This window comes from Streptomyces sp. G5(2025), from assembly GCF_049542075.1.
Lineage (GTDB): Bacteria > Actinomycetota > Actinomycetes > Streptomycetales > Streptomycetaceae > Streptomyces.
Genome location: NZ_JBMUZT010000006.1, coordinates 5,462,250 through 5,487,122, shown reverse-complemented (window position 1 = coordinate 5,487,122; position 24,873 = coordinate 5,462,250). Strand labels below are relative to the sequence as shown.

Below are 24,873 nucleotides of genomic sequence, written 5' to 3'. Positions count from 1 at the left end.
CGTGCTCACGGGCGGCGCAGGGTCCCACCCCTCAGACCCCCGGATCTCACCCGAGGAGCACTCCGTGCGCTTCACACAGAGCGACACCCGCTCAGGACTCAGAATCAGACATCGAGCCGTGGCCGGACTGACCACGCTGCTGCTCCCGCTCGCCACCCTGGTCGCCCTCGGCGCACCCGCCGAGGCGGCCCCGGACGCCGCCTCCGAGGCCACCGCCACGTACGCCAAGACTCAGGACTGGGGCAGCGGCTTCGAGGGCAAGTGGACCATCAAGAACACCGGCACCACGACGCTCAGCTCGTGGAACGTCCAGTGGGACTTCCCCGCCGACACCAAGGTGACGTCCGCCTGGGACGCCACCGTCACCAACTCCGGTGCCCGCTGGACCGCCAAGAACCTCGGCTGGAACGGCACGCTCGCCCCCGGCGCCTCCGTCTCCTTCGGCTTCAACGGCACCGGCTCCGGCGCCCCGTCCCAGTGCACGCTCAACGGCGGCAGCTGCGACGGCGGCAGCGTCCCCGGCGACAACCCGCCGAGCGCGCCCGGCGCCCCGACGGCATCCGACATCACCAACACGTCCGTGAAGCTGTCCTGGAAGGCCGCCACCGACGACAAGGGCGTCAAGAACTACGACGTCCTGCGCGACGGCGCCAAGGTCGGCACGGTGACCGGCACCTCGTACAGCGACAGCGGCCTGACCGCGGGCACCGACTACTCGTACACCGTCCAGGCCCGCGACACCGCCGACCAGACCGGCCCCGCCAGCGGCGCCGTCAAGGTCCGCACCACGGGCGGCGGCGACCCGGGCCCGGGCCCCGGCGACAAGGTCAAGCTCGGCTACTTCACCGAGTGGGGCGTCTACGGACGCAACTACCACGCGAAGAACATCGCGACCTCCGGCTCCGCCGGCAAGATCACCCACATCAACTACAGCTTCGGGAACGTCCAGAACGGCAAGTGCACCATGGGCGACTCCTACGCGGCGATCGACAAGGCCTACACCGCCGACCAGAGCGTCGACGGCGTCGCCGACACCTGGGACCAGCCCCTGCGCGGCAACTTCAACCAGCTGCGCAAGCTGAAGGCCAAGTACCCGAACATCAAGATCCTCTGGTCCTTCGGCGGCTGGACCTGGTCCGGCGGCTTCACCGACGCCATGAAGAACCCGGCGGCCTTCGCCAAGTCCTGCCACGACCTCGTCGAGGACCCGCGCTGGGCCGACGTCTTCGACGGCATCGACCTGGACTGGGAGTACCCGAACGCCTGCGGCCTGTCCTGCGACACCTCGGGCCCGGCCGTCTTCAAGACGATGATGCAGGCCTTCCGCAACGAGTTCGGCGCCAAGAACCTCGTCACCGCGGCCATCACCGCGGACGGCTCCAGCGGCGGCAAGATCGACGCCGCGGACTACGGCGGCGCGGCGCAGTACACCGACTGGTACAACGTCATGACGTACGACTTCTTCGGCGCGTGGGCGGCCAAGGGCCCGACGGCCCCGCACTCCCCGCTCACCTCCTACGCCGGCATCCCGCAGGAGGGCTTCAACTCCGCGGCGGCGATCTCCAAGCTGAAGGCCAAGGGCGTGCCGTCCGCCAAGCTGCTGCTCGGCATCGGCTTCTACGGGCGTGGCTGGACCGGCGTCACCCAGAAGGAGCCGGGCGGCACGGCGACAGGCGCGGCGCCGGGCACGTATGAGGCGGGCATCGAGGACTACAAGGTGCTGAAGAACTCCTGCCCCGCGAACGGGACGGTCGCCGGGACGGCGTACGCCCACTGCGGTACGAACTGGTGGTCGTACGACACCCCGGAGACGATCCGCGCCAAGATGGCCTGGGCCAAGCAGCAGGGTCTTGGCGGGGCGTTCTTCTGGGAGTTCAGCGGTGACACCAGCAATGGTGAGCTGGTGAGTGCCATCAATGACGGTCTGAAGTAGCCGTCCCTGGTACGAAGCCGGGGAGACAGGATCGCCCCCTGTCTCCCCGGCTTCTTCATGGCTGCGGGCCGTATGTGGCTGAGCGCGCAGTTCCCCGCGCCCCTATGGGGCGCCCCTACGGGGCACATCACCACTACGCCACATTGACACGTTGCCCGGGAGGCGCCGCCTCCAGCCAGGCCAGGAAGCCCGTCAGCGCGTCCTCGCTCATCGCCAGTTCCAGGCGGACGCCACGATGCAGGCAGCCGAGGACGATGGCGTCGGAGAGCAGGGCCAGCTCCTCCTCGCCGTCCGGGGCGCGGCGGTCGACGACCTCGATGCCCGAGCGTTCGAGGACCCGGCGCGGCCGGGGAGCGTAGGAGAAGACGCGGTACCACTCGACGCGGTCGCCGTTGTAGCGGGCGACCCCGTACCCCCAGCCCTTGCCGGAGGTGTCGCCCTTCTCCGGGGCGTCCCAGCGCAAGGAGCAGTCGAAGGTGCCGCCGGAACGCTGGATCAGCCGGCGTCGCAGTCCGAAGACGAAGAGCCCCACCAACACCAGCGCGATCAACGCAAGTCCGCACACGAGCAGAGTGAGGATCATCGGCACCGACCTCCTCGCCTCTACTGTCGGTCGGCCGACCGACAACGGACCAATACATTGCACCCGCATTGCCTCAGCCGCGACCCGGTCCGGAATGTTCCCGGACCTGGCCGCGGCTGAGTCACGTTACGCCGCGCGCTGGGGTCAGCGCGCCGCCACCGCACGCAGTCGGACGTCGGCGCGCCGCTCGGCGGAGGCGTCGGCCTCCGACTTCGCGCGCTCCAGCGCCCGCTCCGCACGCTGGACGTCGATCTCGTCGGACAGCTCCGCGATCTCGGCCAGCAGCGACAGCTTGTCGTCCGCGAAGGAGATGAATCCTCCGTGGACGGCGGCGACGACGGTGCCGCCGCCACTCGTACGAATGGTCACCGGGCCCGACTCCAGCACACCGAGCAGCGGCTGGTGACCGGGCATGACGCCGATGTCGCCGGACGTGGTGCGCGCGACGACCAGGGTGGCCTCGCCGGACCAGACGCTGCGGTCCGCGGCGACCAGCTCGACATGCAGCTCAGCAGCCAAGGGTGGCTCCTCGGGTCACCACCCGGCGGCTTCGCCGGGTGTTGGGTCAAATTCTAGTGGGCGTACGGGAGGGGCGGGACACTGCCCTCGCGGGGTGGCACCCCGCCCCTCACCGGGACGAGCTACGCGGCTCAGGAGACGCCGAGCTCCTTGGCGTTCTTCTTGAGGTCCTCAAGACCACCGCACATGAAGAACGCCTGCTCCGGGAAGTGGTCGTACTCGCCGTCGCAGATCGCGTTGAACGCCGCGATCGACTCGTCGAGGGACACGTCCGAACCGTCCACACCGGTGAACTGCTTGGCGGCGTGGGTGTTCTGGGACAGGAAGCGCTCCACGCGACGGGCGCGGGCGACGACGAGCTTGTCTTCCTCGCTGAGCTCGTCGATACCGAGGATCGCGATGATGTCCTGGAGGTCCTTGTACTTCTGCAGGATTCCCTTGACACGCATGGCGGCGTCGTAGTGGTCCTGCGCGATGTAGCGCGGGTCCAGGATGCGGGACGTGGAGTCCAGCGGGTCCACGGCCGGGTAGATGCCCTTCTCGGAGATCGGACGGGAGAGCACCGTCGTCGCGTCGAGGTGGGCGAACGTGGTGGCCGGGGCCGGGTCGGTCAGGTCGTCCGCGGGGACGTAGATCGCCTGCATCGAGGTGATCGAGTGACCACGGGTCGAGGTGATGCGCTCCTGGAGGAGACCCATCTCGTCGGCCAGGTTCGGCTGGTAACCCACCGCGGAGGGCATGCGGCCGAGCAGGGTCGAGACCTCGGAACCGGCCTGCGTGAAGCGGAAGATGTTGTCGATGAAGAACAGCACGTCCTGCTTCTGCACATCGCGGAAGTACTCCGCCATGGTCAGACCGGCCAGGGCGACGCGCAGACGCGTGCCCGGCGGCTCGTCCATCTGGCCGAAGACCAGCGCGGTCTTGTCCAGAACGCCGGCTTCCTCCATCTCGACCATGAGGTCGTTGCCCTCACGGGTGCGCTCGCCGACACCGGCGAAGACGGAGACACCGTCGTGCAGCTTGGCCACACGGACGATCATTTCCTGGATCAGCACGGTCTTGCCGACACCGGCACCACCGAACAGACCGATCTTTCCACCCTTGACGTACGGGGTGAGAAGGTCGACGACCTTCAGGCCGGTCTCGAACATCTCGGTCTTGGACTCAAGCTGGTCGAAGGCCGGGGCCTTGCGGTGGATCGTCCAGCGCTCGGCGTCCGCGACGGTGGACGCGTCGTCGTTCAGGACCTCACCGAGGGTGTTGAACACCCGGCCCTTGGTGACGTCACCGACGGGCACCGAGATGCCCGTGCCGGTGTCCTTGACCGGGGCCTGGCGGACCAGGCCGTCGGTGGGCTGCATCGAGATCGAGCGGACGACGCCGTCACCCAGGTGCTGGGCGACCTCAAGGGTCAGCGTCTTGCGGCCGCCCGCGGTCTCCGGGTCGTCGACCTCGACATGCAGGGCGTTGTAGATCTCCGGCATCGCGTCGACGGGGAACTCCACGTCGACGACCGGGCCGATGACCCGGGCGACGCGGCCCGTGGCAACGGCCGTCTCAACAGTGGTGGTCATTACTTGTCACTCCCCGCGGTCGCGTCGGCCAGGGCTGCTGTGCCGCCGACGATCTCGCTGATTTCCTGGGTGATTTCGGCCTGGCGGGCCGCGTTGGCAAGCCGGGAGAGGCTGTTGATCAGATCCCCGGCGTTGTCGGTCGCCGACTTCATCGCGCGGCGCGTGGCGGCGTGCTTGGAGGCGGCCGACTGGAGCAGCGCGTTGTAGATACGGCTCTCGACGTAGCGCGGCAGCAGGGCGTCGAGGACGTCCTCCGCCGACGGCTCGAAGTCGTACAGCGGAAGGATCTCGCCCTTGGCGGGCTTCTCCTCCGCTACCTCTTCGAGGCTGAGCGGCAGCAGGCGGCCGTCGATGGCCGTCTGCGTCATCATCGAGACGAACTCGGTGTAGACGATGTGGAGCTCGTCCACGCCGCCCTCCGCCGTCTCCTTCTCGATCGCCTCGATCAGCGGCGCCGCGACCTTCTTGGCATCCGCGTACGTGGGCTCATCGGTGAAGCCCGACCACGATTCCACGACCTTGCGCTCGCGGAAGTTGTAGTGGGCCAGACCACGGCGGCCGACGATGTACGTGTCGACCTCCTTGCCCTCGGCCTCCAGGCGCGCGGTCAGCTGCTCCGCGGCCTTGATGGCGTTCGAGTTGAAGGCGCCGGCCAGACCGCGGTCGCTCGTCAGGAGCAGAACCGCGGTACGGGTCGCCGTCTCCGCCTCGGTCGTCAGCGGGTGCTTCGTGTTCGAGCCAGTGCCGACCGCCGTGACCGCGCGGGTGAGCTCGGTCGCGTACGGCGTGGAGGCCGCCACCTTGCGCTGCGCCTTGACGACGCGCGAGGCGGCGATCATCTCCATCGCCTTGGTGATCTTCTTGGTCGCGGTGACGGATCGGATGCGACGCTTGTAGACCCGGAGCTGAGCTCCCATGAGTCAGGTCCCTTCCTTACGTCACTTGGCGGCGGCCGGAGCGTCCTCGCCGAGAAGCTTCCCGTCCGAGGTCTCGAACTGCTTCTTGAACTCCACGATGGCGTCGCCGACGGCCTGGAGGGTGTCGTCCGACATCTTGCCGCCCTCCTTGATGGAGGTCATGAGGCCCTGCTCCTTGCGGTGCAGGTACTCCAGGAGCTCCTTCTCGAAGCGGCGGATGTCGGTCACCGGCACGTCGTCCATGCGACCGGTGGTACCGGCCCACACGGAGACGACCTGGTCCTCGGTCGCCATCGGCTGGTACTGCGGCTGCTTGAGCAGCTCGACCATGCGCTGGCCGCGCTCCAGCTGCGCCTTCGACGCGGCGTCCAGGTCGGAACCGAAGGCGGCGAACGCCTCCAGCTCGCGGAACTGGGCGAGGTCCACGCGCAGTCGGCCGGAGACCTGCTTCATCGCCTTGTGCTGCGCGGAACCGCCGACTCGGGAGACGGAGATACCGACGTTCAGCGCGGGGCGCTGACCGGCGTTGAAGAGGTCCGACTCCAGGAAGCACTGGCCGTCGGTGATGGAGATGACGTTGGTCGGGATGAACGCCGACACGTCGTTCGCCTTGGTCTCGACGATGGGCAGACCCGTCATCGAGCCCTTGCCCAGCTCGTCGGAGAGCTTCGCGCAGCGCTCAAGGAGACGCGAGTGCAGGTAGAAGACGTCACCCGGGTAGGCCTCGCGCCCCGGCGGGCGGCGGAGCAGCAGGGACACGGCGCGGTAGGCGTCGGCCTGCTTCGAGAGGTCGTCGAAGACGATGAGGACGTGCTTGCCCTCGTACATCCAGTGCTGGCCGATGGCCGAGCCGGTGTACGGCGCCAGGTACTTGAAGCCGGCCGGGTCGGACGCCGGGGCGGCGACGATGGTCGTGTACTCCAGCGCGCCGGCCTCTTCGAGCGCACCACGCACGGAGGCGATGGTGGAGCCCTTCTGACCGATGGCGACGTAGATGCAGCGGACCTGCTTGTTCACGTCGCCCGAGCGCCAGTTGTCGCGCTGGTTGATGATCGTGTCGACGGCCAGGGCGGTCTTGCCGGTCTGGCGGTCACCGATGATCAGCTGACGCTGGCCACGGCCGATCGGGGTCATCGCGTCGACGGCCTTGTAGCCGGTCTCCATCGGCTCGTGCACCGACTTACGGGCCATGACGCCCGGTGCCTGCAGCTCCAGGGCGCGTCGGCCGCTGGTCTCGATCTCGCCGAGGCCGTCGATCGGGTTGCCGAGCGGGTCGACGACGCGGCCGAGGTACCCCTCGCCCACGGCGACCGACAGCACCTCGCCGGTACGGCTGACCGGCTGGCCTTCCTCAATACCGCTGAACTCGCCGAGGACGACCGCGCCGATCTCGCGCTCTTCGAGGTTCAGCGCGAGGCCGAGAGATCCGTCCTCGAACTTCAGCAGCTCGTTCGCCATGGCCGAGGGCAGACCCTCGATCTTGGCGATACCGTCGCCGGCGACGGTGACCGTACCGACCTCCTCGCGCGAGGCCGCGTCCGGCTTGTACGCCTGGACAAAGTTCTCCAGCGCGTCCCGGATCTCCTCCGGCCGGATCGTGAGCTCCGCCATCTGGGTTCCCTGCTCTCCTTGTTGGGCCCGAAGTTTTCTTGGGGGGTCTGGGGTCAGCCCCCAGGAATCCTCTGCACGGCCCAACTAGGGCCGTATTTCGTGCGTGTTGAGTTACTGGCCGGCCACGCGGCGGCCGGCTTCCTCGATGCGGTCCGCGATGGAGCCGTTGATGACCTCGTCGCCGACCTGGACCCTGATCCCGCCGAGGATCTCGGGGTCCACGTCGAGGTTGAGGTGCATCTGCCGTCCGTACACCTTGACCAGCGCGGCGCCGAGACGCTGCTTCTGCTGGTCCGAGAGCGGAACAGCGGAAGTGACGACGGCGACCATGCGGTTGCGTCGGTCCGCGGCCAGCTGGAAGAGGGACTCGAGTCCCTCTTCCAGGCTACGTCCACGCGGCGCGGTCACCAGGCGTGCGACCAGGCGCTCCGTCACGTTCTCGGCGCGACCGCCGAGCAGGCTGCGCAGCAGCTCGCTCTTGGCCGTGCCCGTGGCGGCGCGGTCGGTCAGTGCCGCCCGCAGCCCGGTGCTTGAGGAGACGATCCGGCCGAACCGGAAGAGTTCGTCCTCGACGTTGTCCAGCGCGCCGGACTTCTGCGCGCCGGTCAGGTCGGCGAGGTCGGCGAGCTCCTCCAGGGCGTCCACCAGGTCCCGCGACTGCGACCAGCGCGAGCGGACCATGCCGGCCACCAGGTCGGCGGTCTCGCCGCCCACCTGGCCGCTCAGCAGCCGCCCGGCCAGGTCGGCCTTGGCCTCGCCGGACTGCGCCGGGTCGGTCAGGACCCGACGCAGCGAGACCTCGCGGCCCAGCAGCGCGGTGACCGCGGCCAGCTCGTCCGCGAGCCGCTTGGCGTCGACCGACGTGTTGTCGGTCAGCGCGTCCAGACGCTCACGCGCGGCGGCCAGTGCCTCGCGGCTGGCTCCGTGCGCTGTCATCGAGCCGCCTCGGCCTTCTCCTCAAGGTCATCGAGGAAGCGGTCGATGGTGCGGCTCTGCCGGGCGTGGTCCGCGAGGGACTCACCGACGAGCTTGCCGGCCAGGTCGGTGGCCAGCTGGCCCACGTCCTGACGCAGCGACTGCGCGGCGGCCTTGCGGTCGGCCTCGATCTGGGCGTGGCCCGCGGCGACGATCTCCTCGCGCTGACGCTGGCCCTCGGCCCGCATCTCGGCGATGAGCGTGGCGCCCTGCTCCTGCGCCTCCTGGCGCAGACGCGCGGCCTCGTGCCGTGCCTCGGCGAGCTGAGCCTTGTACTGCTCAAGAACGCTCTGGGCCTCGGTCTGAGCGGCCTCGGCCTTTTCGATGCCGCCTTCGATCGCCTCGCGGCGCTCTTCCAGAACCTTGTTGATGTTCGGGAGGAACTTCTTGGCGAAGAAGCCGAAGACGATGACGAACGCGATCAGGCCGATGACGAGCTCGGGGATTGCCGGAATCAGAGGGTTTTGAGGCTCCTCCGACGCCAGCTGTACCAGGGAGATCACATCAGTGCCTTCCGTTGAAGTTTCTCGTCAACGAGACCGGATCAGGAAGGAACCGGGTAAACGAAGCCCATGACCAGACCGATGAGCGCCAGGGCCTCACAGAGCACGAAGCCGAGGATCTGGTTCTGGCGGATGAGGCCGGCGGCCTCGGGCTGACGGGCGAGGGCCTGCGTGCCGTTACCGAAGATGATGCCGACGCCGATGCCGGGGCCGATGGCGGCGAGGCCGTAGCCGATCGCACCGAAGTTGCCCTGGACGTTGACCGCGGCGAGGGTCTCGAGAGCGGACATGCCGTAACTTCCTTCTTTTTACGGGCCGGTGGGGGTTGGCCACCGGATGTATCGGGGGGAGAGGCCAGGCGTACTCAGTGGTGCTCGGCGAGCGCGCCCTGGATGTAGCTGGAGGCCAGCAGGATGAAGACGTAGGCCTGGAGCGCCTGGATGAAGAGCTCGAAGATCGTCATCACGATGACCATCACGAACGAGACACCCGCGTAGGCGATACCGATGCCGTTCAGCAGGTACCAGCTCGCGATGGTGAAGATCACCAGCAGGACGTGGCCCGCGAACATGTTGGCGAAGAGCCGCACCGCGTGGGTGAAGGGCCGGATGATCATGTTCGAGAGGAACTCGAAGAACATGACCATCGGGAAGACCGGGCCGAGCGAGCGGTCGTAACCGGTGATGTTCTTCCAGCCACCGATGAAGCCGTGCCTCTTGAAGGTGACGCTCACCCAGAGCACGTAGACGATCGCCGCGAGACCCGCCGGCAGTGCGATGACCGAGGTCACCGGGAACTGGGCGAGCGGGACGATCGACCAGATGTTCATGATCCAGATGAAGAAGAACAGCGAGACCATGAGAGGGACGTACTTCTCGCCCTCCTTCTTGCCGAGCGTCTCGTAGACGACCCCGCGGCGCACGAAGTCATATCCGATCTCGCCGACCATCTGGAGCTTGCCGGGGATCAGCTTCGGCTTATTGAAAGCGGCCCAGAAGAAGCCGATGACGACGACCGAACTCACCAGGGCCAGCAGCATCGGCTTGTTGAACTCGAAGCCGCCAACGGTGAAAATCGGCTCGAAGAGGAAGGAGTGCAGGCCGGGGGTCGGGAAACCGCACCCTTCAAAAATGTGGCAATCGGTCTCGAAGGCGAGCGTCTGGGCGTTACTCACCGCGAGCTCCTTCAACGTGGCGCATGGGTACGGCAACCTCGATGTGTCGGCGCGGTCGATGTCCGCGGAGCGGCACTGGACTGGACTTGCGGATTTGGGGGCGGCGGCTGGGCTCCGAGCCGTATGGCTTCACGGGCACGGCCGCCTCCCGCGCCAGCTCTGCCGCAGTTGTGGCGAGACCATAGCAAATGAGCGGAGGTCTCCTTACGCTGGCCCTACAGCTCACGATTGCGGCCGGGCGGATTCCGGCTCCACATAGAGGACCTTGGCCTTCATATGGGAACGCACCTGCGCTCCCATCCACACCAAAGTGGCGGCGAGCAGCGTGAACGCGAAGCACTTGGAGTTGAACGCCGAGGTACCGCTGATCATGCTCAGCACCACCATCAGGATCAGGATCTGCACGGTGTAGACCAGCAGGCCCATCATCTGGAACAGATGGGGGAAGGAACGCGCGCCTCGCTGGAGCGCCACAAGCCCGCCACCCATGAACAGCAGGACGAGAAGTGCGCCGAAGGTGGCACCGAGCGCACCCTTGCCGCCGGCAACGGCGGCACTGACCGCGACTCCCGCCACACCCGCGGCAGCGGTGGGCAGGGCACAGTGAAGCAGTGTGCGGGCGTCGTTGGACTGCATGGCGGCAGCTCCTCCGGCGGAATTGGGGGCGTGGCATTGCGATACGTCGAGCGATGGCCCTGATCCGGACGCGAGGCGCACGGAGACGAAGAGGCGCACCTCACCAGGGCGGCCGGTCTCGTCGGGGCCGCCCCAATATATCTCGGGTTCTCGTGAACCGTATCACAAACTATTTGATGCAGTCTTTACCTGAAAGTGTGCCGACCATCACACGATCGGTCCATGATGCACGTTTCGTGTTGGCCATGCACACCTTGGGGTGATAGCCGCGCCTAGTCACGCTCGTGCGACCGTACACGGGGCCGCTCGGACACCGCTGTGCTGCCGTGCGGGCGCCTGACACCGCTCAGGTCGGGCACGGCGGCGGGCACCGGGCCGGCGGGCGTCCCGGCACCCTCATGGGCCGTCTGCGTCTCGGCGGTCTCGGCGGTCTCGACGCTCTCGGCGGTCTCGGCGGTCTCCGCTCGTCGGCGGCGGTAGCGCGGCGGCACGAACGCCTCGGCCCAGCGGGGAGTACGCGGCCTGAAGCGCGGCAGCAGGAGCAGCACGAGCCCCAGCGCGCTGAGCGCGACGATGAGCAGCAAGATCCACACGCTCGTGGAGTGCACGGAGTACGCGACGGTGCCGAAGGCGATGAGCGCCGACCAGAAGTACATGATCAGCACCGCGCGGCTGTGCGAGTGGCCGATCTCCAGGAGCCGGTGGTGCAGATGCCCGCGGTCGGCGGCGAAGGGCGACTTGCCGTTCCATGTGCGCCGCACGATGGCGAGGACCAGGTCGGCGAAGGGGATCGCGATGATCGTCAGCGGCATCAGCAGCGGGATGAAGACCGGCAGCATCGCGTGCGTGGCGTCGCGGGTGCCACCGAAGTTCAGCTTCATCGCCGCCGGGTCGACCTGGCCGGTCACGGAGATGGCGCCCGCCGCCAGGATCAGGCCGATGAGCATCGACCCCGAGTCGCCCATGAAGATGCGGGCGGGGTGCATGTTGTGCGGCAGGAAGCCCAGGCACATGCCCATGAGGATGGCGGCGAAAAGCGTGGCGGGCGCGGCGGCCTCGATGCCGTAGCCGTACCAGATGCGGTAGGCGTACATGAAGGACGCGGCGGAGGCGATGCAGACCATGCCCGCCGCGAGGCCGTCGAGGCCGTCCACGAAGTTGACGGCGTTGATGGTGATGACGACGAGCGCGACAGTCAGCAGGGTGCCCTGGCCGGAAGTGAGCGACACCGTGCCGACGCCGGGGACCGGGATCCACAGGATCGTCAGGCCCTGCATGACCATGACGCCCGCGGCAATCATCTGGCCGCCGAGCTTGATCAGGGCGTCGATCTCGAACTTGTCGTCGAGGACGCCGATCAGCCAGATCAGCGCCGCTCCGGAGAGCAGCGCGCGCGGTTCGTTGGAGTTCTCGAAGACCGCGTTCAGGTTCGGCAGGTGATCGGCGACCAGCAGGCCCGCGCACAGGCCGAAGAACATCGCGATCCCGCCGAGCCGGGGCGTGGGCTCCCGGTGCACGTCGCGGGCGCGGATCTCCGGCATGGCACCGGCCACGATCGCGAACTTCCGCACCGGCCCGGTCAGCAGATAGGTCACCGCGGCCGTGATGCAGAGCGTCAGCAGGTATTCACGCACGGGCTTCCCCACAGGTATCGCTGGCCATCTCAGCCCCACAGCCTAGCTTTGCGCGCATACGGTTGGGGACTTACGGGTAGCGACGATGGTTGCACGAGAACGCGTGCGTCTCTGACGCGGCTACCCCGTCCTATCCCGGATACGGCGGAAATCTGCCCGCCAGTTCACGAACCTCGTCCCGTACGTCCGTGCTCTCCCCGGTACCGCGGACCGCGCCGGCCAGCAGCTGCGCGACGCGCGCCATGTCGGGTCCTGTCATGCCCTGGGTGGTGACGGCGGCGGTGCCCAGGCGCAGTCCGCGGGCGTCGCCGTGCGGCAGGGCGCAGGTGTCGAGGACGATCCCGGCGGCCGCGAGCCTGCCGCGGGCGATGTGCGCCTCGACTCCGAGGGGGGCCGGGTCGGCCAGGATCAGGTGGGTGTCGGTGCCACCGGTGGTGATCGCGAACCCGCCGTCGGCCAGGGCGGCCGCCAGCGTCCGCGCGTTGGCGACCACCTGATGGGCGTACGCGGTGAAGGACGGTGCCGACGCCTCGCCGAAGGCCACCGCCTTGGCGGCGATCGTGTGCATCTGGGCGCCTCCCTGCGTGAACGGAAAGACGGCCCGGTCGATCCGGTGGGCCAGGTCCGCCCCGCACAGCAGGAGGCCGCCCCTGGGGCCGCGGAGGACCTTGTGGGTGGTGGCGCAGACGACGTCGGCGTACGGCACGGGGCTCGGCGCCGCTCCCCCGGCGACCAGGCCCATGGGGTGCGCCGCGTCGGCGATGAGGTACGCGCCCACGTCGTCGGCGATGGCCCGGAAGGCCGCGTAGTCGATGTGCCGGGGGTAGGAGATCGAGCCGCAGACGATCGCCTTGGGGCGGTGGGTGCGGGCCAGGGCGTGCACCTGGTCGTAGTCGATGAGGCCGCTCTCGGCGTCGACGCCGTAGCCGACGAAGTCGAACCAGCGCCCGGAGAAGTTCGTGGGTGAGCCGTGCGTGAGGTGGCCGCCGTACGGCAGGCCCATCGCGAGGACCGTGTCACCGGGCCGCAGCAGCGCGGCGTACGCGGCGAGGACGGCGGAGGAACCGGAGTGCGCCTGGACGTTGACGTGCTCGGCGCCGAAGAGGGCCTTGGCGCGGTCGACGGCGATCCGCTCGGCGACGTCGACGAGTTCGCAGCCGCCGTGGTGGCGGGCCCCGGGGTACCCCTCGGCGTACTTGTTGGCGAGCGGGGAGCCGAGGGCGGTCAGGACGGCGGGCGAGGTGAAGTTCTCGGCGGCGACCAGCTGGAGCCCGCCGGACTGCCGGGCGGCCTCGGCGATGAGGACGTCGGCCAGCTCGGGGTCCTGCCGGCGCAGCGCGCCGAGGTCCGTGTACGACGCCTGGTGGGCGGTGGGGGCGGTGCTGACCGTGCTGAGCGACATCGTGGGCTCCGGGGCCTGGCGGGGGTGACCTCAGAATCCAATGTAGGCCCGTGGCGACGGGCATGCGCGGGAGTACGGCTACATGTGTGCGGGCACCCCGGTCAGCGCCGTCACCACGGGGTCGAGCGCCTGGTTGATCTCGTCGCCGACGGAGCGGAAGAACGGCAGGGGCGCACCGTAGGGGTCGTACACCTCGTCGGCCTCCACGCTGGGCGCGAGCAGCCAGCCGCGCAGGGCGGCGGCGGCCCGCACCAGGGCGCGGGCGCGCTCCACCACGCCGTTGCCGTCCGGCTCCGGCAGGGTCGTGGGGTCTATGGCCCGCACCAGCCGGGTGAACTCCTTGAGGGTGAAGGTGCGCAGGCCCGCCGAGTGGCCCATGGAGATGACCTGCGCCCGGTGGTCGCGGGTGGCGGTCAGCACCAGGTCGGCGCGGATGACGTGGTCGTCGAGGAGTTCGCGCCCCATGAAGCCGCTGGCGTCCGCCCCGAAGTCCGCGAGGACCGTCTCGGCGTTGGTCTCCATGGGGGCGCCCTCGTGCCCCCACGTGCCCGCGCTCTCCACGATCAGGCCGCCGGTGAGGGGGTCGCCGAGGCGGTCGGCCAGGGCATGCCGGGTCAGCCGCTCGGTGATCGGCGAGCGGCATACGTTGCCGGTGCTGACGTGGAGGATGCGGAAGGTGCCCGCAGAGCCCGGGAAGCCCGCTATGCCACGCCCCGTCTCAGGGGCTGTCAATTCGCCACCTCGAGGTCGGGTACCACCTTGCGCAGCTCGTCCGCGTCGAGCGCGCCCGCGCGGAGCAGGACCGGCACCTTGCCCGTGACGTCGACGATCGACGAGGGGACGATGCCGGGAGTCGGGCCACCGTCCAGGTAGACGGAGACGGAGTCGCCGAGCATCTCCTGCGCGGCGTCGCAGTCCTCGGGGGCGGGGTGCCCGGTGAGGTTGGCCGAGGAGACGGCCATGGGGCCGACCTCGGTGAGCAGCTCGATGGCGACGGGGTGCAGCGGCATCCGGATGGCGACCGTGCCGCGGGTGTCGCCGAGGTCCCACTGGAGGGAGGGCTGCTGCTTGGCGACGAGGGTCAGGGCACCGGGCCAGAAGGCGTCGACGAGCTCCCAGGCCATCTCGGAGAAGTCGGTGACCAGGCCGTGCAGGGTGTTCGGGGAGCCGATGAGGACGGGGGTCGGCATGTTGCGGCCGCGGCCCTTGGCGTCGAGCAGGTCGGCGCACGCCTCCGGGCTGAAGGCGTCGGCGCCGATGCCGTAGACGGTGTCGGTGGGGAGCACGACCAGCTCGCCCCGGCGGACGGCGGACGCTGCCTCGCGCAGACCGGTCGAGCGGTCGGTCGCGTCATTGGTGTCGTATCGCCGTGCCATCAGCGGGCCTCCTCGTACACGTACTGCTGCGGTGAAATCTTGGTCGTCACGGCATCGCCCTGCGAGCGGTCGCGAAGCGCGGCCGGTTGTTCAGGTCGGGGTGGTCGGCCGCGTCGGCCCAGCCCCGCTCCTCGGTGAAGATCCACGGAACCTGGCCGCCCTGGGTGTCGGCGTGCTCGATGACGACGACGCCGCCGGGGCGCAGCAGCCGGTGGGCCGTGCGCTCGATGCCCCGGATCAGGTCGAGGCCGTCCTCGCCGGAGAACAGGGCGAGCTCGGGGTCGTAGTCACGGGCCTCCGGAGCGACGTACTCCCATTCGGTGAGGGGGATGTACGGCGGGTTGGAGACCACCAGGTCCACCTGGCCGTCCAGCTCCGGGAACGCGTCGCGGGCATCGCCCTGGACCAGCTTGACCCGGGACCCCTCGACGTTCTTCCGCGTCCACTTCAGGGCGTCCTCGGACAGCTCCACGGCGTGCACGCGCGAGCGCGGCACCTCCTGGGCGAGGGCGAGCGCGATGGCGCCGGAGCCGGTGCACAGGTCGACGATGAGCGGCTCGACGACGTCCATCGCGCGCACCGCGTCTATCGCCCACCCGACGACCGATTCCGTCTCGGGGCGCGGCACGAAGACGCCGGGGCCCACCTGGAGCTCCAGGTAGCGGAAGTAGGCGCGTCCGGTGATGTGCTGGAGCGGCTCGCGGGCCTCACGGCGCGCGATCGTCTCCCAGTAGCGGGCGTCGAAGTCGGAGTCCTTGACGGAGTGCAGCTCGCCCCGCTTCACGCCGTGCACGAAGGCCGCGAGCTCCTCCGCGTCGTTGCGCGGCGAGGGCACGCCGGCGTCGGCCAGCCGCTGGGTGGCCTGGGCCACTTCCGCGAGCAGCAGGTTCACGCTGGTCCTCCGGGGGCGTCGTACGAGGGATGGGGACGTCAGGCCGCGGCGAGCTTGGCCGCGGAGTCCGCGTCGACACAGGCCTGGATGACCGCGTCGAGGTCGCCGTCGAGCACCTGGTCCAAGTTGTACGCCTTGAAGCCGACGCGGTGGTCCGAGATGCGGTTTTCCGGGTAGTTGTACGTCCGGATCTTCTCGGAGCGGTCAACGGTGCGGACCTGGCTGCGGCGGGCGTCCGCGGCCTTGCTCTCCGCTTCCTCCTGGGCGGCGGCGAGCAGCCTGGAGCGCAGGATACGCATGGCCTGCTCCTTGTTCTGGAGCTGGCTCTTCTCGTTCTGGCAGGAGGCGACGACGCCGGTCGGCAGGTGCGTGATGCGCACCGCGGAGTCCGTGGTGTTGACGGACTGGCCGCCGGGCCCGGAGGAGCGGTAGACGTCGATCCGCAGGTCGTTCGCGTGGATCTCGACGTCGATCTCCTCGGCCTCGGGCGTCACCAGGACACCGGCGGCGGAGGTGTGGATGCGGCCCTGCGACTCGGTGGAGGGCACACGCTGCACGCGGTGCACGCCGCCCTCGTACTTCAGGCGGGCCCAGACACCCTGGCCGGGCTCGGTGGCGCCCTGGCCGCCCTTGGTCTTCACGGCGACCTGGACGTCCTTGTAGCCGCCGAGCTCGGACTCGGTGGAGTCGATGATCTCGGTCTTCCAGCCGACGCGCTCCGCGTACCGCAGGTACATGCGCAGCAGGTCACCGGCGAACAGCGCGGACTCGTCGCCGCCCGCGCCGGCCTTGATCTCCAGGATGACGTCCTTGTCGTCGGACGGGTCCCGGGGCACGAGCAGCAGCCGCAGCTTCTCGGTGATCTCGTCGCGGCGGCGCTCCAGGTCCTTGACCTCGGCAGCGAACTCGGGGTCGTCGGCGCCCAGCTCGCGGGCGGTCTCGATGTCGTCGCCGGTCTGCTTCCAGCTGCGGTACGTCGCGACGATCGGGGTCAGCTCGGCGTAGCGCTTGTTGAGCTTGCGCGCGTTGGCCTGATCGGCGTGGACCGAGGGGTCCGCGAGCTTCTTCTCCAGATCGGCGTGCTCGCCGATCAGTTCCTCGACCGCCTCGAACATCGGGGGCTCCTGGTTTTCTGCGCGAAGGTTCTCCGCGCGGTTCTACGCGAATTGGCTGCGGGACGGCAAAAGCGCCGGTCCCGGCCGCCCCCTGGTGAGGGCGGCCGATGACCGGCGCAGTGGCTCGCTACTTCTTGGCAGCCGCGGCCTTGCCGAAGCGGGCCTCGAAGCGGGCCACGCGGCCACCGGTGTCGAGGATCTTCTGCTTGCCCGTGTAGAACGGGTGGCACTCGGAGCAGACCTCGGCGCGGACGGTGCCGCTGGAGATCGTGCTGCGGGTGGTGAACGACGCGCCACAGGTGCAGCTGACCTGGGTCTCGACGTACTCGGGGTGGATGTCGCGCTTCAAGGTGTCTCCTAGTTTCGGGAGGGCACCGGGTCGTACGCGCGGATTGCTCGTACGTGAACCGGGGCCGACGTACCAGTCTGCCAGGACCGGCCGTATCTCCCAAAACGGGGGTGGGTGCCGATCTATTCCGGCTCTGTTCCGGCGGGCCTCAGTGACCGGCCACCACGTCGCCCACGTCGCCCTTGTCGCCCGCGGACTTCTCGGTCGCGGACTTCGGTATGGGCTTGTCGGCCCTGAGCGCGTCCCAGACCTGCTGGTCGGCCTCTTCGAGGGGCAGGACGCGGTTGGGGTCGGCGGGGTCGTACTGGATGGGCATCGTGACCATCTTCATGTCGCCCGCGCCGATGCCCTTGAGGCCGTTCGCGAAGCTCATGAGGCTCTTGACGTCGTTCAGGTCGGAGTCGGTGGTGACGGCGCTGGTCGCGTCGTCCGCCAGGTCGAAGAGCTTCTTCGGGTTGCCGAAGACCCCGACCTCCTTGACCTGGTCGAGCAGGGCCTTGATGAAGGCCTGCTGGAGCTGGATGCGGCCGAGGTCGCTGCCGTCGCCGACGCCGTGGCGGGTGCGGACCAGGCCGAGCGCCTGCTCGCCGGTCAGCGTGTGCGTGCCCGCGTCCAGGTCGAGGTGGCTGTCCTTGTCGTGGATGGCCTTCTTGGTGGTGATGTCGACGCCGCCGAGGGTGTCGATGAGCTTCTTGAAGCCTGTGAAGTCCACTTCGAGGTAGTGGTCCATCCGGATGCCGGACATCTTCTCGACGGTCTTGACGGCGCAGGCGGGGCCACCGACCTCGTACGCCGTGTTGAACATCTGCCGCTGACCGCCGGGGTCCGTCCTGCCGTCGTCCGTCTCGCACTCGGGGCGGGATATCAGGGTGTCGCGGGGTATCGAGACGACGCTGGCCTTCTTGTGGCCCTTGTAGACGTGCACGATCATCGCCGTGTCGGAGCGGGCCGCGCCCTCGTCCTTGCCGTACTTGCTGTTCTTGCCGGAGCGCGAGTCGGAGCCGAGGACGAGGATGTCCTGGGAGCCGTTGTCGATGTCCTCGGGGCGGTCCGTGCCGAGCGCGGCGTTGATGTCGACGCCCTTGAGGTTGCCGTTGAGCTTGAAGTAGACGACGCCGAGACCGGTGCCGCCGAGGACGACGACCGAGGCCGCGGCCCATGCCGTGAGGACGAGCGCCTTGCTGCGTCGGCGCGGCTTGCGGCGCTTGCCGCCTCCGCCGCGGGGACGTCTGGGCCTCGTATCGGCCGGGCCCGCCGGGGTGCTCTCGTCAGTCATGGGCTCCTCAGTCCTCGTCGGTCGGTTACCCCCTGTTGGCAGGGTCAGGTGCGGTTTGTCGTCACTTGTCAGACGGGGAAACCGGTTGAAGGGTTGCACAGCGCCCTGGCTGCGCCCCGGTGTCAGGCGGTCACGGAGCGCGCCCAGGAGGCTTCCGTTTCCCGCCTCTCACCTGCGGCTTTTCGGCGCGGCGGGCTACTGCCCGTGACCGTGAGAATCTCTTATGCGTGTGGCCAAGGTCTCGCGTGGGACAAAAGGCGCGTGACAAAAGGGCCGCCCCGTCACCGGAGTGACGGGGCGGCCCTTATCTGGTGCGGGGACGACTAGTCGTTGCCGTTGCCCGGCGTCGGGGTCGTCTTCTGGATCTGGAGCAGGAACTCGGCGTTCGACTTCGTCTGCTTCATCTTGTCCAGGAGCAGCTCGATCGCCTGCTGCTGGTCGAGCGCGTGCAGCACACGGCGCAGCTTCCAGGTGATGGCGAGCTCGTCGCTGCCGAGCAGGATCTCTTCCTTACGGGTGCCGGACGCGTCCACGTCCACCGCCGGGAAGATGCGCTTGTCGGCGAGCTTGCGGTCGAGCTTGAGCTCGGCGTTGCCGGTGCCCTTGAACTCCTCGAAGATGACCTCGTCCATGCGGGAGCCGGTGTCGACGAGCGCGGTCGCGAGGATGGTCAGCGAGCCGCCGTCCTCGATGTTGCGCGCGGCACCGAAGAAGCGCTTGGGCGGGTACAGCGCCGTCGAGTCGACACCACCGGACAGGATGCGGCCGGAGGCCGGGGCGGCGAGGTTGTACGCACGGCCCAGACGGGTGATCGAGTCGAGCAGGACGACGACGTCGTGGCCCAGCTCCACCAGACGCTTCGCGCGCTCGATGGCGAGCTCGGCGACCGTGGTGTGGTCCTCGGCCGGGCGGTCGAAGGTCGAGGAGATGACCTCGCCCTTGACCGACCGCTGCATGTCGGTGACCTCTTCCGGACGCTCGTCGACCAGGACGACCATCAGGTGGCATTCGGGGTTGTTCACCGTGATCGCGTTGGCGATCGCCTGCATGATCATGGTCTTGCCGGTCTTCGGCGGGGCCACGATCAGACCGCGCTGGCCCTTACCGATGGGGGCGACGAGGTCGATGATGCGGGTGGTGAGCACGCCCGGGTCGGTCTCCAGGCGGAGCCGGTCCTGCGGGTAAAGGGGCGTCAGCTTGCTGAACTCAGGGCGTCCGCGCCCGGATTCGGGCGCCATGCCGTTGACGGAGTCCAGACGTACGAGCGCGTTGAACTTCTCGCGGCGCTCGCCGTCCTTGGGCTGGCGGACCGCGCCGGTGACGTGGTCGCCCTTGCGCAGGCCGTTCTTGCGGACCTGGGCCAGCGAGACGTAGACGTCGTTGGGGCCGGGGAGGTAGCCCGACGTGCGGATGAACGCGTAGTTGTCGAGGATGTCCAGGATGCCCGCGACGGGGATCAGGACGTCGTCCTCGGAGACCTGCGGCTCATTGCCGAAGCCCTGCTCGTCGCGGCCACGACGGCCACGGCGGTCGCGGTAACGGCCCCGGCGGCCGCGGCGGCCACCCGCGTCATCGTCGTAGCCGTCATCCTGCGGACCGTTGTCACGCTGACGGTCCTGCCGGTCCTGACGGCCGCCGCCCTGCTGCTGGCGGTCCTGGCGGTCGGGGCGGTCCTGGCGGTCGGGGCGGTCCTGGCGGTCCTGACGGCCACCGCCCGGCTGGTCCTCGCCCTTGTTGCCACGGCGGTCGCGGTCGCGGTCACGGCCGCGGCCCTGGCGGTCCCGGCGCTCGCGACGGCCCTCGGCGCTGTTGTCAGCGCCGTCACCGCGGTCGGCCTTGGCCTCGGCCGTGTCGGCCTTGACCTCGGTCCTGGTGTCGGTCTTCGCCTCGGCGGTGACGGTCTCCGGGCTGCCCGCGTCGGCGGTGGCCCGGCGCCGACGGCGCTCGCCGACGGGCTGGTCGTCGCCGCCGCGCTCGGCTTCGCTCGTGCGGGCGGGGCTCCCGGCCGGCTGACCGGGGATCTCGATCTGCTGCTGGGCGACGGCCTGCTCGGCCTTGCCGCCCTCGGCCTTGTCGGCCTTGTCGGCCTTGCTCGCCTTGCCGGCGCCCTCGGCGCCCTGGTCCTCGCCTGTACGGGCCTTCGAGGTGGCCCGGCGCTTGGGCTTGGTCTCGGCGGTGTCCGCGGAAGGCGCGGCGCTCTTGGCCGGGGCTCCGCCCCCTGCCTGCGCCTCCTTGATGACCTCGATCAGCTGGCTCTTGCGCATGCGCCCGGTTCCCTTGATCCCAAGGCCCGAGGCGACCTGCTGCAGTTCCGCCAGCACCATGCCCTCAAGGCCGGTGCCGCGGCGCCGCCGGGACCCGGCCGAAGCACCGGTGGCAGGCGCCGCGGAGGCGTCCGTGGCGGGCGTGTCGGCAGTCACGCCCATCAGATCGGTGGTGTCGCTCACGAAGGGTCCTTCCCTGGAGCGGACGTCGGCCTGTCTGGCTCGGCGACCGGTTGTGCTGTCCGGCGGTCCTATGCGTATGGACCGTGCCGGGGCGGTGGTCCGCCAACGAGGCGGAAGAATTCATTGGTGATGGCGATTCCCGGTGCGGTGCCACTGAAGTGCGGTGTCACCCGGCTCGGTCACGCCGGTTCCGGAGCGTGCTCAGGACCGCTCAGTGCGGGGCACGAAGCAGTTTGGGAGGCTCCCGGAAGAATGATTGTCCCGGACGGGGACACAAAGCACCTCGCCATGGTGAGGTCGGGTGCAGACTTGAGATTAACACTACCGGATCCAACAAACATTCCCCCTCTCGAAATCGGGTCGCCCCGAAATCCCTGCTGCATTGCTTTCAGGGCGCGAGCGGCAGCACGCTCGCTCCTGCGGCGTCGAGCGCCAGGCGGTTGGCCGCCCAGCCCTCGCCCGCCAGGCGTGCGACCTTGTCGGCCGCACTGTCTTCGGCCAGCGCGAGGACCGTGGGTCCCGCGCCGGAGATCACCGCGGGCACGCCGTCGGCCCGCAGCCGCTCCACCAGGGCGGCGCTCTCCGGCATCGCCGGGGCGCGGTACTCCTGGTGCAGCCGGTCCTCGGTGGCGGGGAGCAGCAGCTCGGGGCGCCTGGTCAGGGCCTCGACGAGCAGGGCCGCCCGGCCCGCGTTGGTGGCCGCGTCGACGTGCGGGACGGTGCGCGGCAGCAGGCCGCGCGCGGTCTCGGTGAGGACGGGCTTCCCGGGCACGAAAACCACCGGAACGATGGAACCGGCGGGTTCCATCCTGATCGCCCGCGCCGCTCCCCCGTCCATCCAGGAGAGCGTGAAGCCGCCGAGGAGACAGGCGGCGACGTTGTCGGGGTGGCCCTCGATCTCGGTGGCGAGTTCGAGGAGCGCCGCGTCGTCGAGCCTGGCCTCGCCGCCTATCGTCACGGCGCGTGCGGCGACGATGCCCGCGCAGATGGCGGCGGACGACGAGCCGAGGCCGCGGCCGTGCGGGATGCGGTTGGCGCAGACGATCTCAAGACCGCGCGGCTGTCCGCCGAGCAGGTCGAAGGCGGTGCGCAGGGATCGTACGAGCAGATGCGACTCGTCGCGCGGAAGAGTCTCGCTGCCCTCCCCCGCGATGTCGATGTTCAGGCCGGAGTCGGCCACCCGGACGACCACGTCGTCGTACAGCCCCAGCGACAGGCCCAGGGCGTCGAAGCCCGGACCGAGGTTGGCGCTGGTGGCGGGGACGCGCACCCGGACGGCGGCGGCGCGGAACGCTGGACCGGCCATCGCTCGATGACTCTCCTTGAGCTGCGTGTTGTCGAGGCTGCGTATTTTCGGTACGTGCCACATGTACGGAACACCCGAAGGCCGCGAACTACGGCGGCACCGCGGCATATGCGGCGGGGCGGGTTCAGTACAGCCTATCGAAGGAAGGTTCTGTGGCGACATAGGGCGCACAGGAGGCGCACGATGCGTGTCGTAAGCCCCCTGTGCCACCCCTCGCAGACGGCCGGAGGCTTACGCCCGCGGCCGGCGGGTCACGCCAGGCCGAGGCGCTCGGCGGCGGTGGCCGCGTCGACCGGGACGGTGACCGGCTGCGGGGCGCCCGCGACGGCCCAGTCGGGGTCCTTCAGGCCGTTGCCCGTGACCGTACAGACGATCTTCTGGCCCGGGTCGACCAGGCCCTGCTCGGCGGCCTTCAGCAGACCGGCGACCGAGGCGGCCGACGCGGGCTCCACGAAGACACCCTCCTGGGATGCCAACAGCTTGTAGGCGCGCAGGATCTCACGGTCCGTCACCTCGTCGATGACGCCGCCGGACTCGTCGCGCGCCGCGAGCGCGTACTGCCACGAGGCGGGGTTGCCGATGCGAATCGCGGTGGCGATCGTCGAGGGGTCCTTGACGACCTCGCCGCGCACGATCGGCGCCGAACCGGAGGCCTGGAAGCCCCACATCCGGGGGGTACGGGTCGCCACGGCGTCGGCGGCGTACTCCTTGTAGCCCTTCCAGTAGGCCGTGATGTTGCCGGCGTTGCCAACGGGAAGGACGTGGATGTCGGGGGCGTCGCCGAGGGCGTCGACGATCTCGAACGAGGCGGTCTTCTGGCCCTCGATGCGGAACGGGTTGACCGAATTGACCAGCGCCACCGGGTAGTTCTCGGACAGGCCGCGCGCGAGGTCGAGGCAGTCGTCGAAGTTGCCGTCGACCTGGAGGATCTTCGAGCCGTAGACGAGCGCCTGGCCCATCTTGCCGAGCGCGATCTTGCCCTGCGGCACGAGGACGGCGCAGACCATGCCCGCGCGGACGGCGTAGGCGGCGGCGGACGCCGACGTGTTGCCGGTGGAGGCGCAGATGACGGCCTTCGCGCCCTCCTCCTTGGCCTTGGTGATCGCCATGGTCATGCCGCGGTCCTTGAAGGACCCGGTGGGGTTCGCACCCTCGACCTTGAGGTGGACCTCGCAGCCCGTGCGCTCCGAGAGCACCTGCGCGGGGACGAGCGGCGTGCCGCCCTCGCCAAGCGTCACGACCGGCGTGGTGTCGGAGACCGGAAGTCGGTCCCGGTACTCCTCGATGATTCCGCGCCACTGGTGGCTCATTGCTGCTTACTCCCCTTCAACCCGCATGATGCTGGCGACACCACGCACGGTGTCGAGTCTGCGCAGCGCGTCGACAGTGCCGGTGAGGGCGGCGTCGGGCGCGCGATGGGTGACGACGACGAGGGAGGCCTCGCCGTCCTTGCCCGTCTGACGGACCGTATCGATCGATACGCCGTGCTCGGCGAAGACCGTCGCGACCTGGGCGAGGACGCCCGGCTTGTCGGCCACGTCGAGGCTGATGTGGTACCGCGTGACGACCTCGCCCATGGAGCCCACGGGCAGCTGGGTGTACGCGGAGTCGCCGGGTCCGGTGGTCTCGGCGAGCTTGTTGCGGCAGACGGCCACGAGGTCGCCGAGGACGGCGGACGCGGTGGGCGAACCGCCGGCGCCGGGCCCGTAGAACATGAGCTGGCCCGCGGCCTCCGCCTCGACGAAGACGGCGTTGTACGCCTCGCGGACCGACGCCAGCGGGTGGCTGAGCGGGATCATCGCGGGGTGGACGCGCGCGGTCACCGACTCACCGTCGGCGGCCCGCTCACAGATGGCGAGCAGCTTGATGGTGCAGCCCATGCGTTTCGCGGACGCGAAGTCGGCGGCGGTCACCTCGGTCATGCCCTCGCGGTACACGTCGTCGAGGCGTACGCGCGTGTGGAAGGCGATGCCGGCGAGGATCGCGGCCTTGGCGGCGGCGTCGAAGCCCTCGACGTCGGCGGTGGGGTCGGCCTCGGCGTACCCGAGCGCGGTGGCCTCGTCGAGCGCTTCCTGATACCCGGCACCGGTGGTGTCCATGGCGTCGAGGATGAAGTTCGTCGTCCCGTTCACGATGCCGAGAACGCGGTTGACCTTGTCTCCGGCGAGGGACTCGCGCAGCGGCCGGATCAGCGGGATGGCACCGGCGACGGCGGCCTCGTAGTACAGATCACGCCCGTGCTCGACGGCGGCCTCGTGGAGCGCGGCGCCGTCCTGCGCGATGAGCGCCTTGTTCGCGGAGACGACCGAGGCGCCGTGCTCGAAGGCGGTGGTGATGAGGGTCCGAGCGGGCTCGATGCCGCCGATCACCTCGACGATGACGTCAATGTCACCGCGCTTGACCAGCGCGGTCGCGTCGGTGGTGATCAGCTCGGGCTCGATTCCCTCGCGCACCTTCGAGGGGCGGCGGACGGCGACCCCGGCGAGCTCCACCGGGGCGCCGATCCTGGCTGTGAGGTCGTCGGCGTGCGTCGTCATGATGCGCGCCACCTCTGAGCCGACAACCCCACAGCCCAGCAGCGCCACCTTCAGCGGACGCGTACGCATCATCCGACCTCACTTCTCATACATCTACGGTGGGACCAGTCTCAC

23 protein-coding genes are annotated in these 24,873 nt (G+C 69.3%); 1 reads left to right on the top strand and 22 read right to left on the bottom strand.

Annotated features, from left to right (window positions below; translation table 11 throughout):
* The first annotated feature begins 64 nt into the window (after positions 1 to 64).
* Entirely contained in the window at positions 65 to 1,933 is a 1,869-nt protein-coding gene (locus tag ACOBQB_RS35840) for a glycosyl hydrolase family 18 protein (protein WP_423597901.1), read from the top strand.
* Between the two features lie 133 nt (positions 1,934 to 2,066).
* On the opposite strand, the gene ACOBQB_RS35835 is transcribed toward ACOBQB_RS35840, so the two are convergent.
* From ACOBQB_RS35835 to ACOBQB_RS35730, 22 genes are all read right to left on the bottom strand, one after another.
* A complete protein-coding gene (locus tag ACOBQB_RS35835; RefSeq protein WP_423597899.1) occupies positions 2,067 to 2,516 on the bottom strand; it encodes a DUF2550 domain-containing protein in 450 nt (149 codons plus the stop codon).
* Between the two features lie 144 nt (positions 2,517 to 2,660).
* Entirely contained in the window at positions 2,661 to 3,035 is a 375-nt protein-coding gene (locus tag ACOBQB_RS35830) for a F0F1 ATP synthase subunit epsilon (protein WP_205036291.1), read from the bottom strand.
* A gap of 131 nt (positions 3,036 to 3,166) precedes the next feature.
* A complete protein-coding gene (atpD, locus tag ACOBQB_RS35825; protein ID WP_423597897.1) occupies positions 3,167 to 4,609 on the bottom strand; it encodes a F0F1 ATP synthase subunit beta in 1,443 nt (480 codons plus the stop codon).
* On the bottom strand, positions 4,609 to 5,526 hold the full coding sequence (locus tag ACOBQB_RS35820) for a F0F1 ATP synthase subunit gamma (protein WP_423597895.1): 918 nt from the start codon (positions 5,524 to 5,526) through the stop codon (positions 4,609 to 4,611). The genes atpD and ACOBQB_RS35820 overlap by 1 nt, the downstream gene beginning before the upstream one ends.
* Before the next feature lie 21 nt (positions 5,527 to 5,547).
* The gene (gene atpA / locus ACOBQB_RS35815; RefSeq protein ID WP_423597893.1) at positions 5,548 to 7,137 is read right to left on the bottom strand and encodes a F0F1 ATP synthase subunit alpha; all 1,590 of its coding nucleotides are present in this window, start codon (positions 7,135 to 7,137) and stop codon (positions 5,548 to 5,550) included.
* Between the two features lie 111 nt (positions 7,138 to 7,248).
* Positions 7,249 to 8,073: a F0F1 ATP synthase subunit delta gene (locus tag ACOBQB_RS35810; RefSeq protein ID WP_423597891.1), complete on the bottom strand. Its 825-nt coding sequence runs from the start codon at positions 8,071 to 8,073 to the stop codon at positions 7,249 to 7,251.
* Positions 8,070 to 8,615 carry a F0F1 ATP synthase subunit B gene (locus ACOBQB_RS35805; protein ID WP_423597889.1) on the bottom strand — a complete coding sequence of 182 codons (546 nt, stop codon included), beginning with the start codon at positions 8,613 to 8,615 and terminating at the stop codon, positions 8,070 to 8,072. Before ACOBQB_RS35805 ends, ACOBQB_RS35810 begins: the two co-directional genes overlap by 4 nt.
* 41 nt (positions 8,616 to 8,656) lie before the next feature.
* Positions 8,657 to 8,905, bottom strand: coding sequence for an ATP synthase F0 subunit C (gene atpE / locus ACOBQB_RS35800; protein ID WP_205036302.1), 249 nt, complete (start codon positions 8,903 to 8,905; stop codon positions 8,657 to 8,659).
* A gap of 74 nt (positions 8,906 to 8,979) precedes the next feature.
* A complete protein-coding gene (gene atpB / locus ACOBQB_RS35795) occupies positions 8,980 to 9,789 on the bottom strand; it encodes a F0F1 ATP synthase subunit A (protein ID WP_423597886.1) in 810 nt (269 codons plus the stop codon).
* A 222-nt stretch (positions 9,790 to 10,011) separates the two neighbouring features.
* The gene (locus ACOBQB_RS35790) at positions 10,012 to 10,425 is read right to left on the bottom strand and encodes a hypothetical protein (protein ID WP_423597884.1); all 414 of its coding nucleotides are present in this window, start codon (positions 10,423 to 10,425) and stop codon (positions 10,012 to 10,014) included.
* A gap of 272 nt (positions 10,426 to 10,697) precedes the next feature.
* On the bottom strand, positions 10,698 to 12,059 hold the full coding sequence (locus ACOBQB_RS35785) for an MraY family glycosyltransferase (RefSeq protein ID WP_423597882.1): 1,362 nt from the start codon (positions 12,057 to 12,059) through the stop codon (positions 10,698 to 10,700).
* Between the two features lie 130 nt (positions 12,060 to 12,189).
* The gene (glyA, locus tag ACOBQB_RS35780; protein WP_423597880.1) at positions 12,190 to 13,461 is read right to left on the bottom strand and encodes a serine hydroxymethyltransferase; all 1,272 of its coding nucleotides are present in this window, start codon (positions 13,459 to 13,461) and stop codon (positions 12,190 to 12,192) included.
* 78 nt (positions 13,462 to 13,539) lie between these two features.
* Positions 13,540 to 14,193 carry a protein-tyrosine-phosphatase gene (locus ACOBQB_RS35775; RefSeq protein ID WP_423597879.1) on the bottom strand — a complete coding sequence of 218 codons (654 nt, stop codon included), beginning with the start codon at positions 14,191 to 14,193 and terminating at the stop codon, positions 13,540 to 13,542.
* Positions 14,190 to 14,837, bottom strand: coding sequence for an L-threonylcarbamoyladenylate synthase (locus ACOBQB_RS35770; RefSeq protein WP_205036317.1), 648 nt, complete (start codon positions 14,835 to 14,837; stop codon positions 14,190 to 14,192). Before ACOBQB_RS35770 ends, ACOBQB_RS35775 begins: the two co-directional genes overlap by 4 nt.
* Before the next feature lie 46 nt (positions 14,838 to 14,883).
* Entirely contained in the window at positions 14,884 to 15,729 is an 846-nt protein-coding gene (gene prmC, locus ACOBQB_RS35765; protein ID WP_127909460.1) for a peptide chain release factor N(5)-glutamine methyltransferase, read from the bottom strand.
* A gap of 38 nt (positions 15,730 to 15,767) precedes the next feature.
* A complete protein-coding gene (gene prfA / locus ACOBQB_RS35760; RefSeq protein ID WP_423597876.1) occupies positions 15,768 to 16,844 on the bottom strand; it encodes a peptide chain release factor 1 in 1,077 nt (358 codons plus the stop codon).
* A 127-nt stretch (positions 16,845 to 16,971) separates the two neighbouring features.
* A complete protein-coding gene (rpmE, locus tag ACOBQB_RS35755; RefSeq protein WP_010984345.1) occupies positions 16,972 to 17,193 on the bottom strand; it encodes a 50S ribosomal protein L31 in 222 nt (73 codons plus the stop codon).
* Between the two features lie 148 nt (positions 17,194 to 17,341).
* Complete coding sequence (locus ACOBQB_RS35750) at positions 17,342 to 18,469, bottom strand: LCP family protein (RefSeq protein ID WP_423597873.1); 1,128 nt, start codon at positions 18,467 to 18,469, stop codon at positions 17,342 to 17,344.
* 323 nt (positions 18,470 to 18,792) lie between these two features.
* Positions 18,793 to 20,916: a transcription termination factor Rho gene (rho, locus tag ACOBQB_RS35745; RefSeq protein ID WP_423597871.1), complete on the bottom strand. Its 2,124-nt coding sequence runs from the start codon at positions 20,914 to 20,916 to the stop codon at positions 18,793 to 18,795.
* A 388-nt stretch (positions 20,917 to 21,304) separates the two neighbouring features.
* On the bottom strand, positions 21,305 to 22,222 hold the full coding sequence (thrB, locus tag ACOBQB_RS35740) for a homoserine kinase (RefSeq protein ID WP_423597869.1): 918 nt from the start codon (positions 22,220 to 22,222) through the stop codon (positions 21,305 to 21,307).
* A 251-nt stretch (positions 22,223 to 22,473) separates the two neighbouring features.
* Positions 22,474 to 23,532 carry a threonine synthase gene (gene thrC / locus ACOBQB_RS35735; protein WP_423597867.1) on the bottom strand — a complete coding sequence of 353 codons (1,059 nt, stop codon included), beginning with the start codon at positions 23,530 to 23,532 and terminating at the stop codon, positions 22,474 to 22,476.
* A 6-nt stretch (positions 23,533 to 23,538) separates the two neighbouring features.
* The gene (locus ACOBQB_RS35730) at positions 23,539 to 24,831 is read right to left on the bottom strand and encodes a homoserine dehydrogenase (protein ID WP_423597865.1); all 1,293 of its coding nucleotides are present in this window, start codon (positions 24,829 to 24,831) and stop codon (positions 23,539 to 23,541) included.
* Positions 24,832 to 24,873 lie beyond the last annotated feature (42 nt).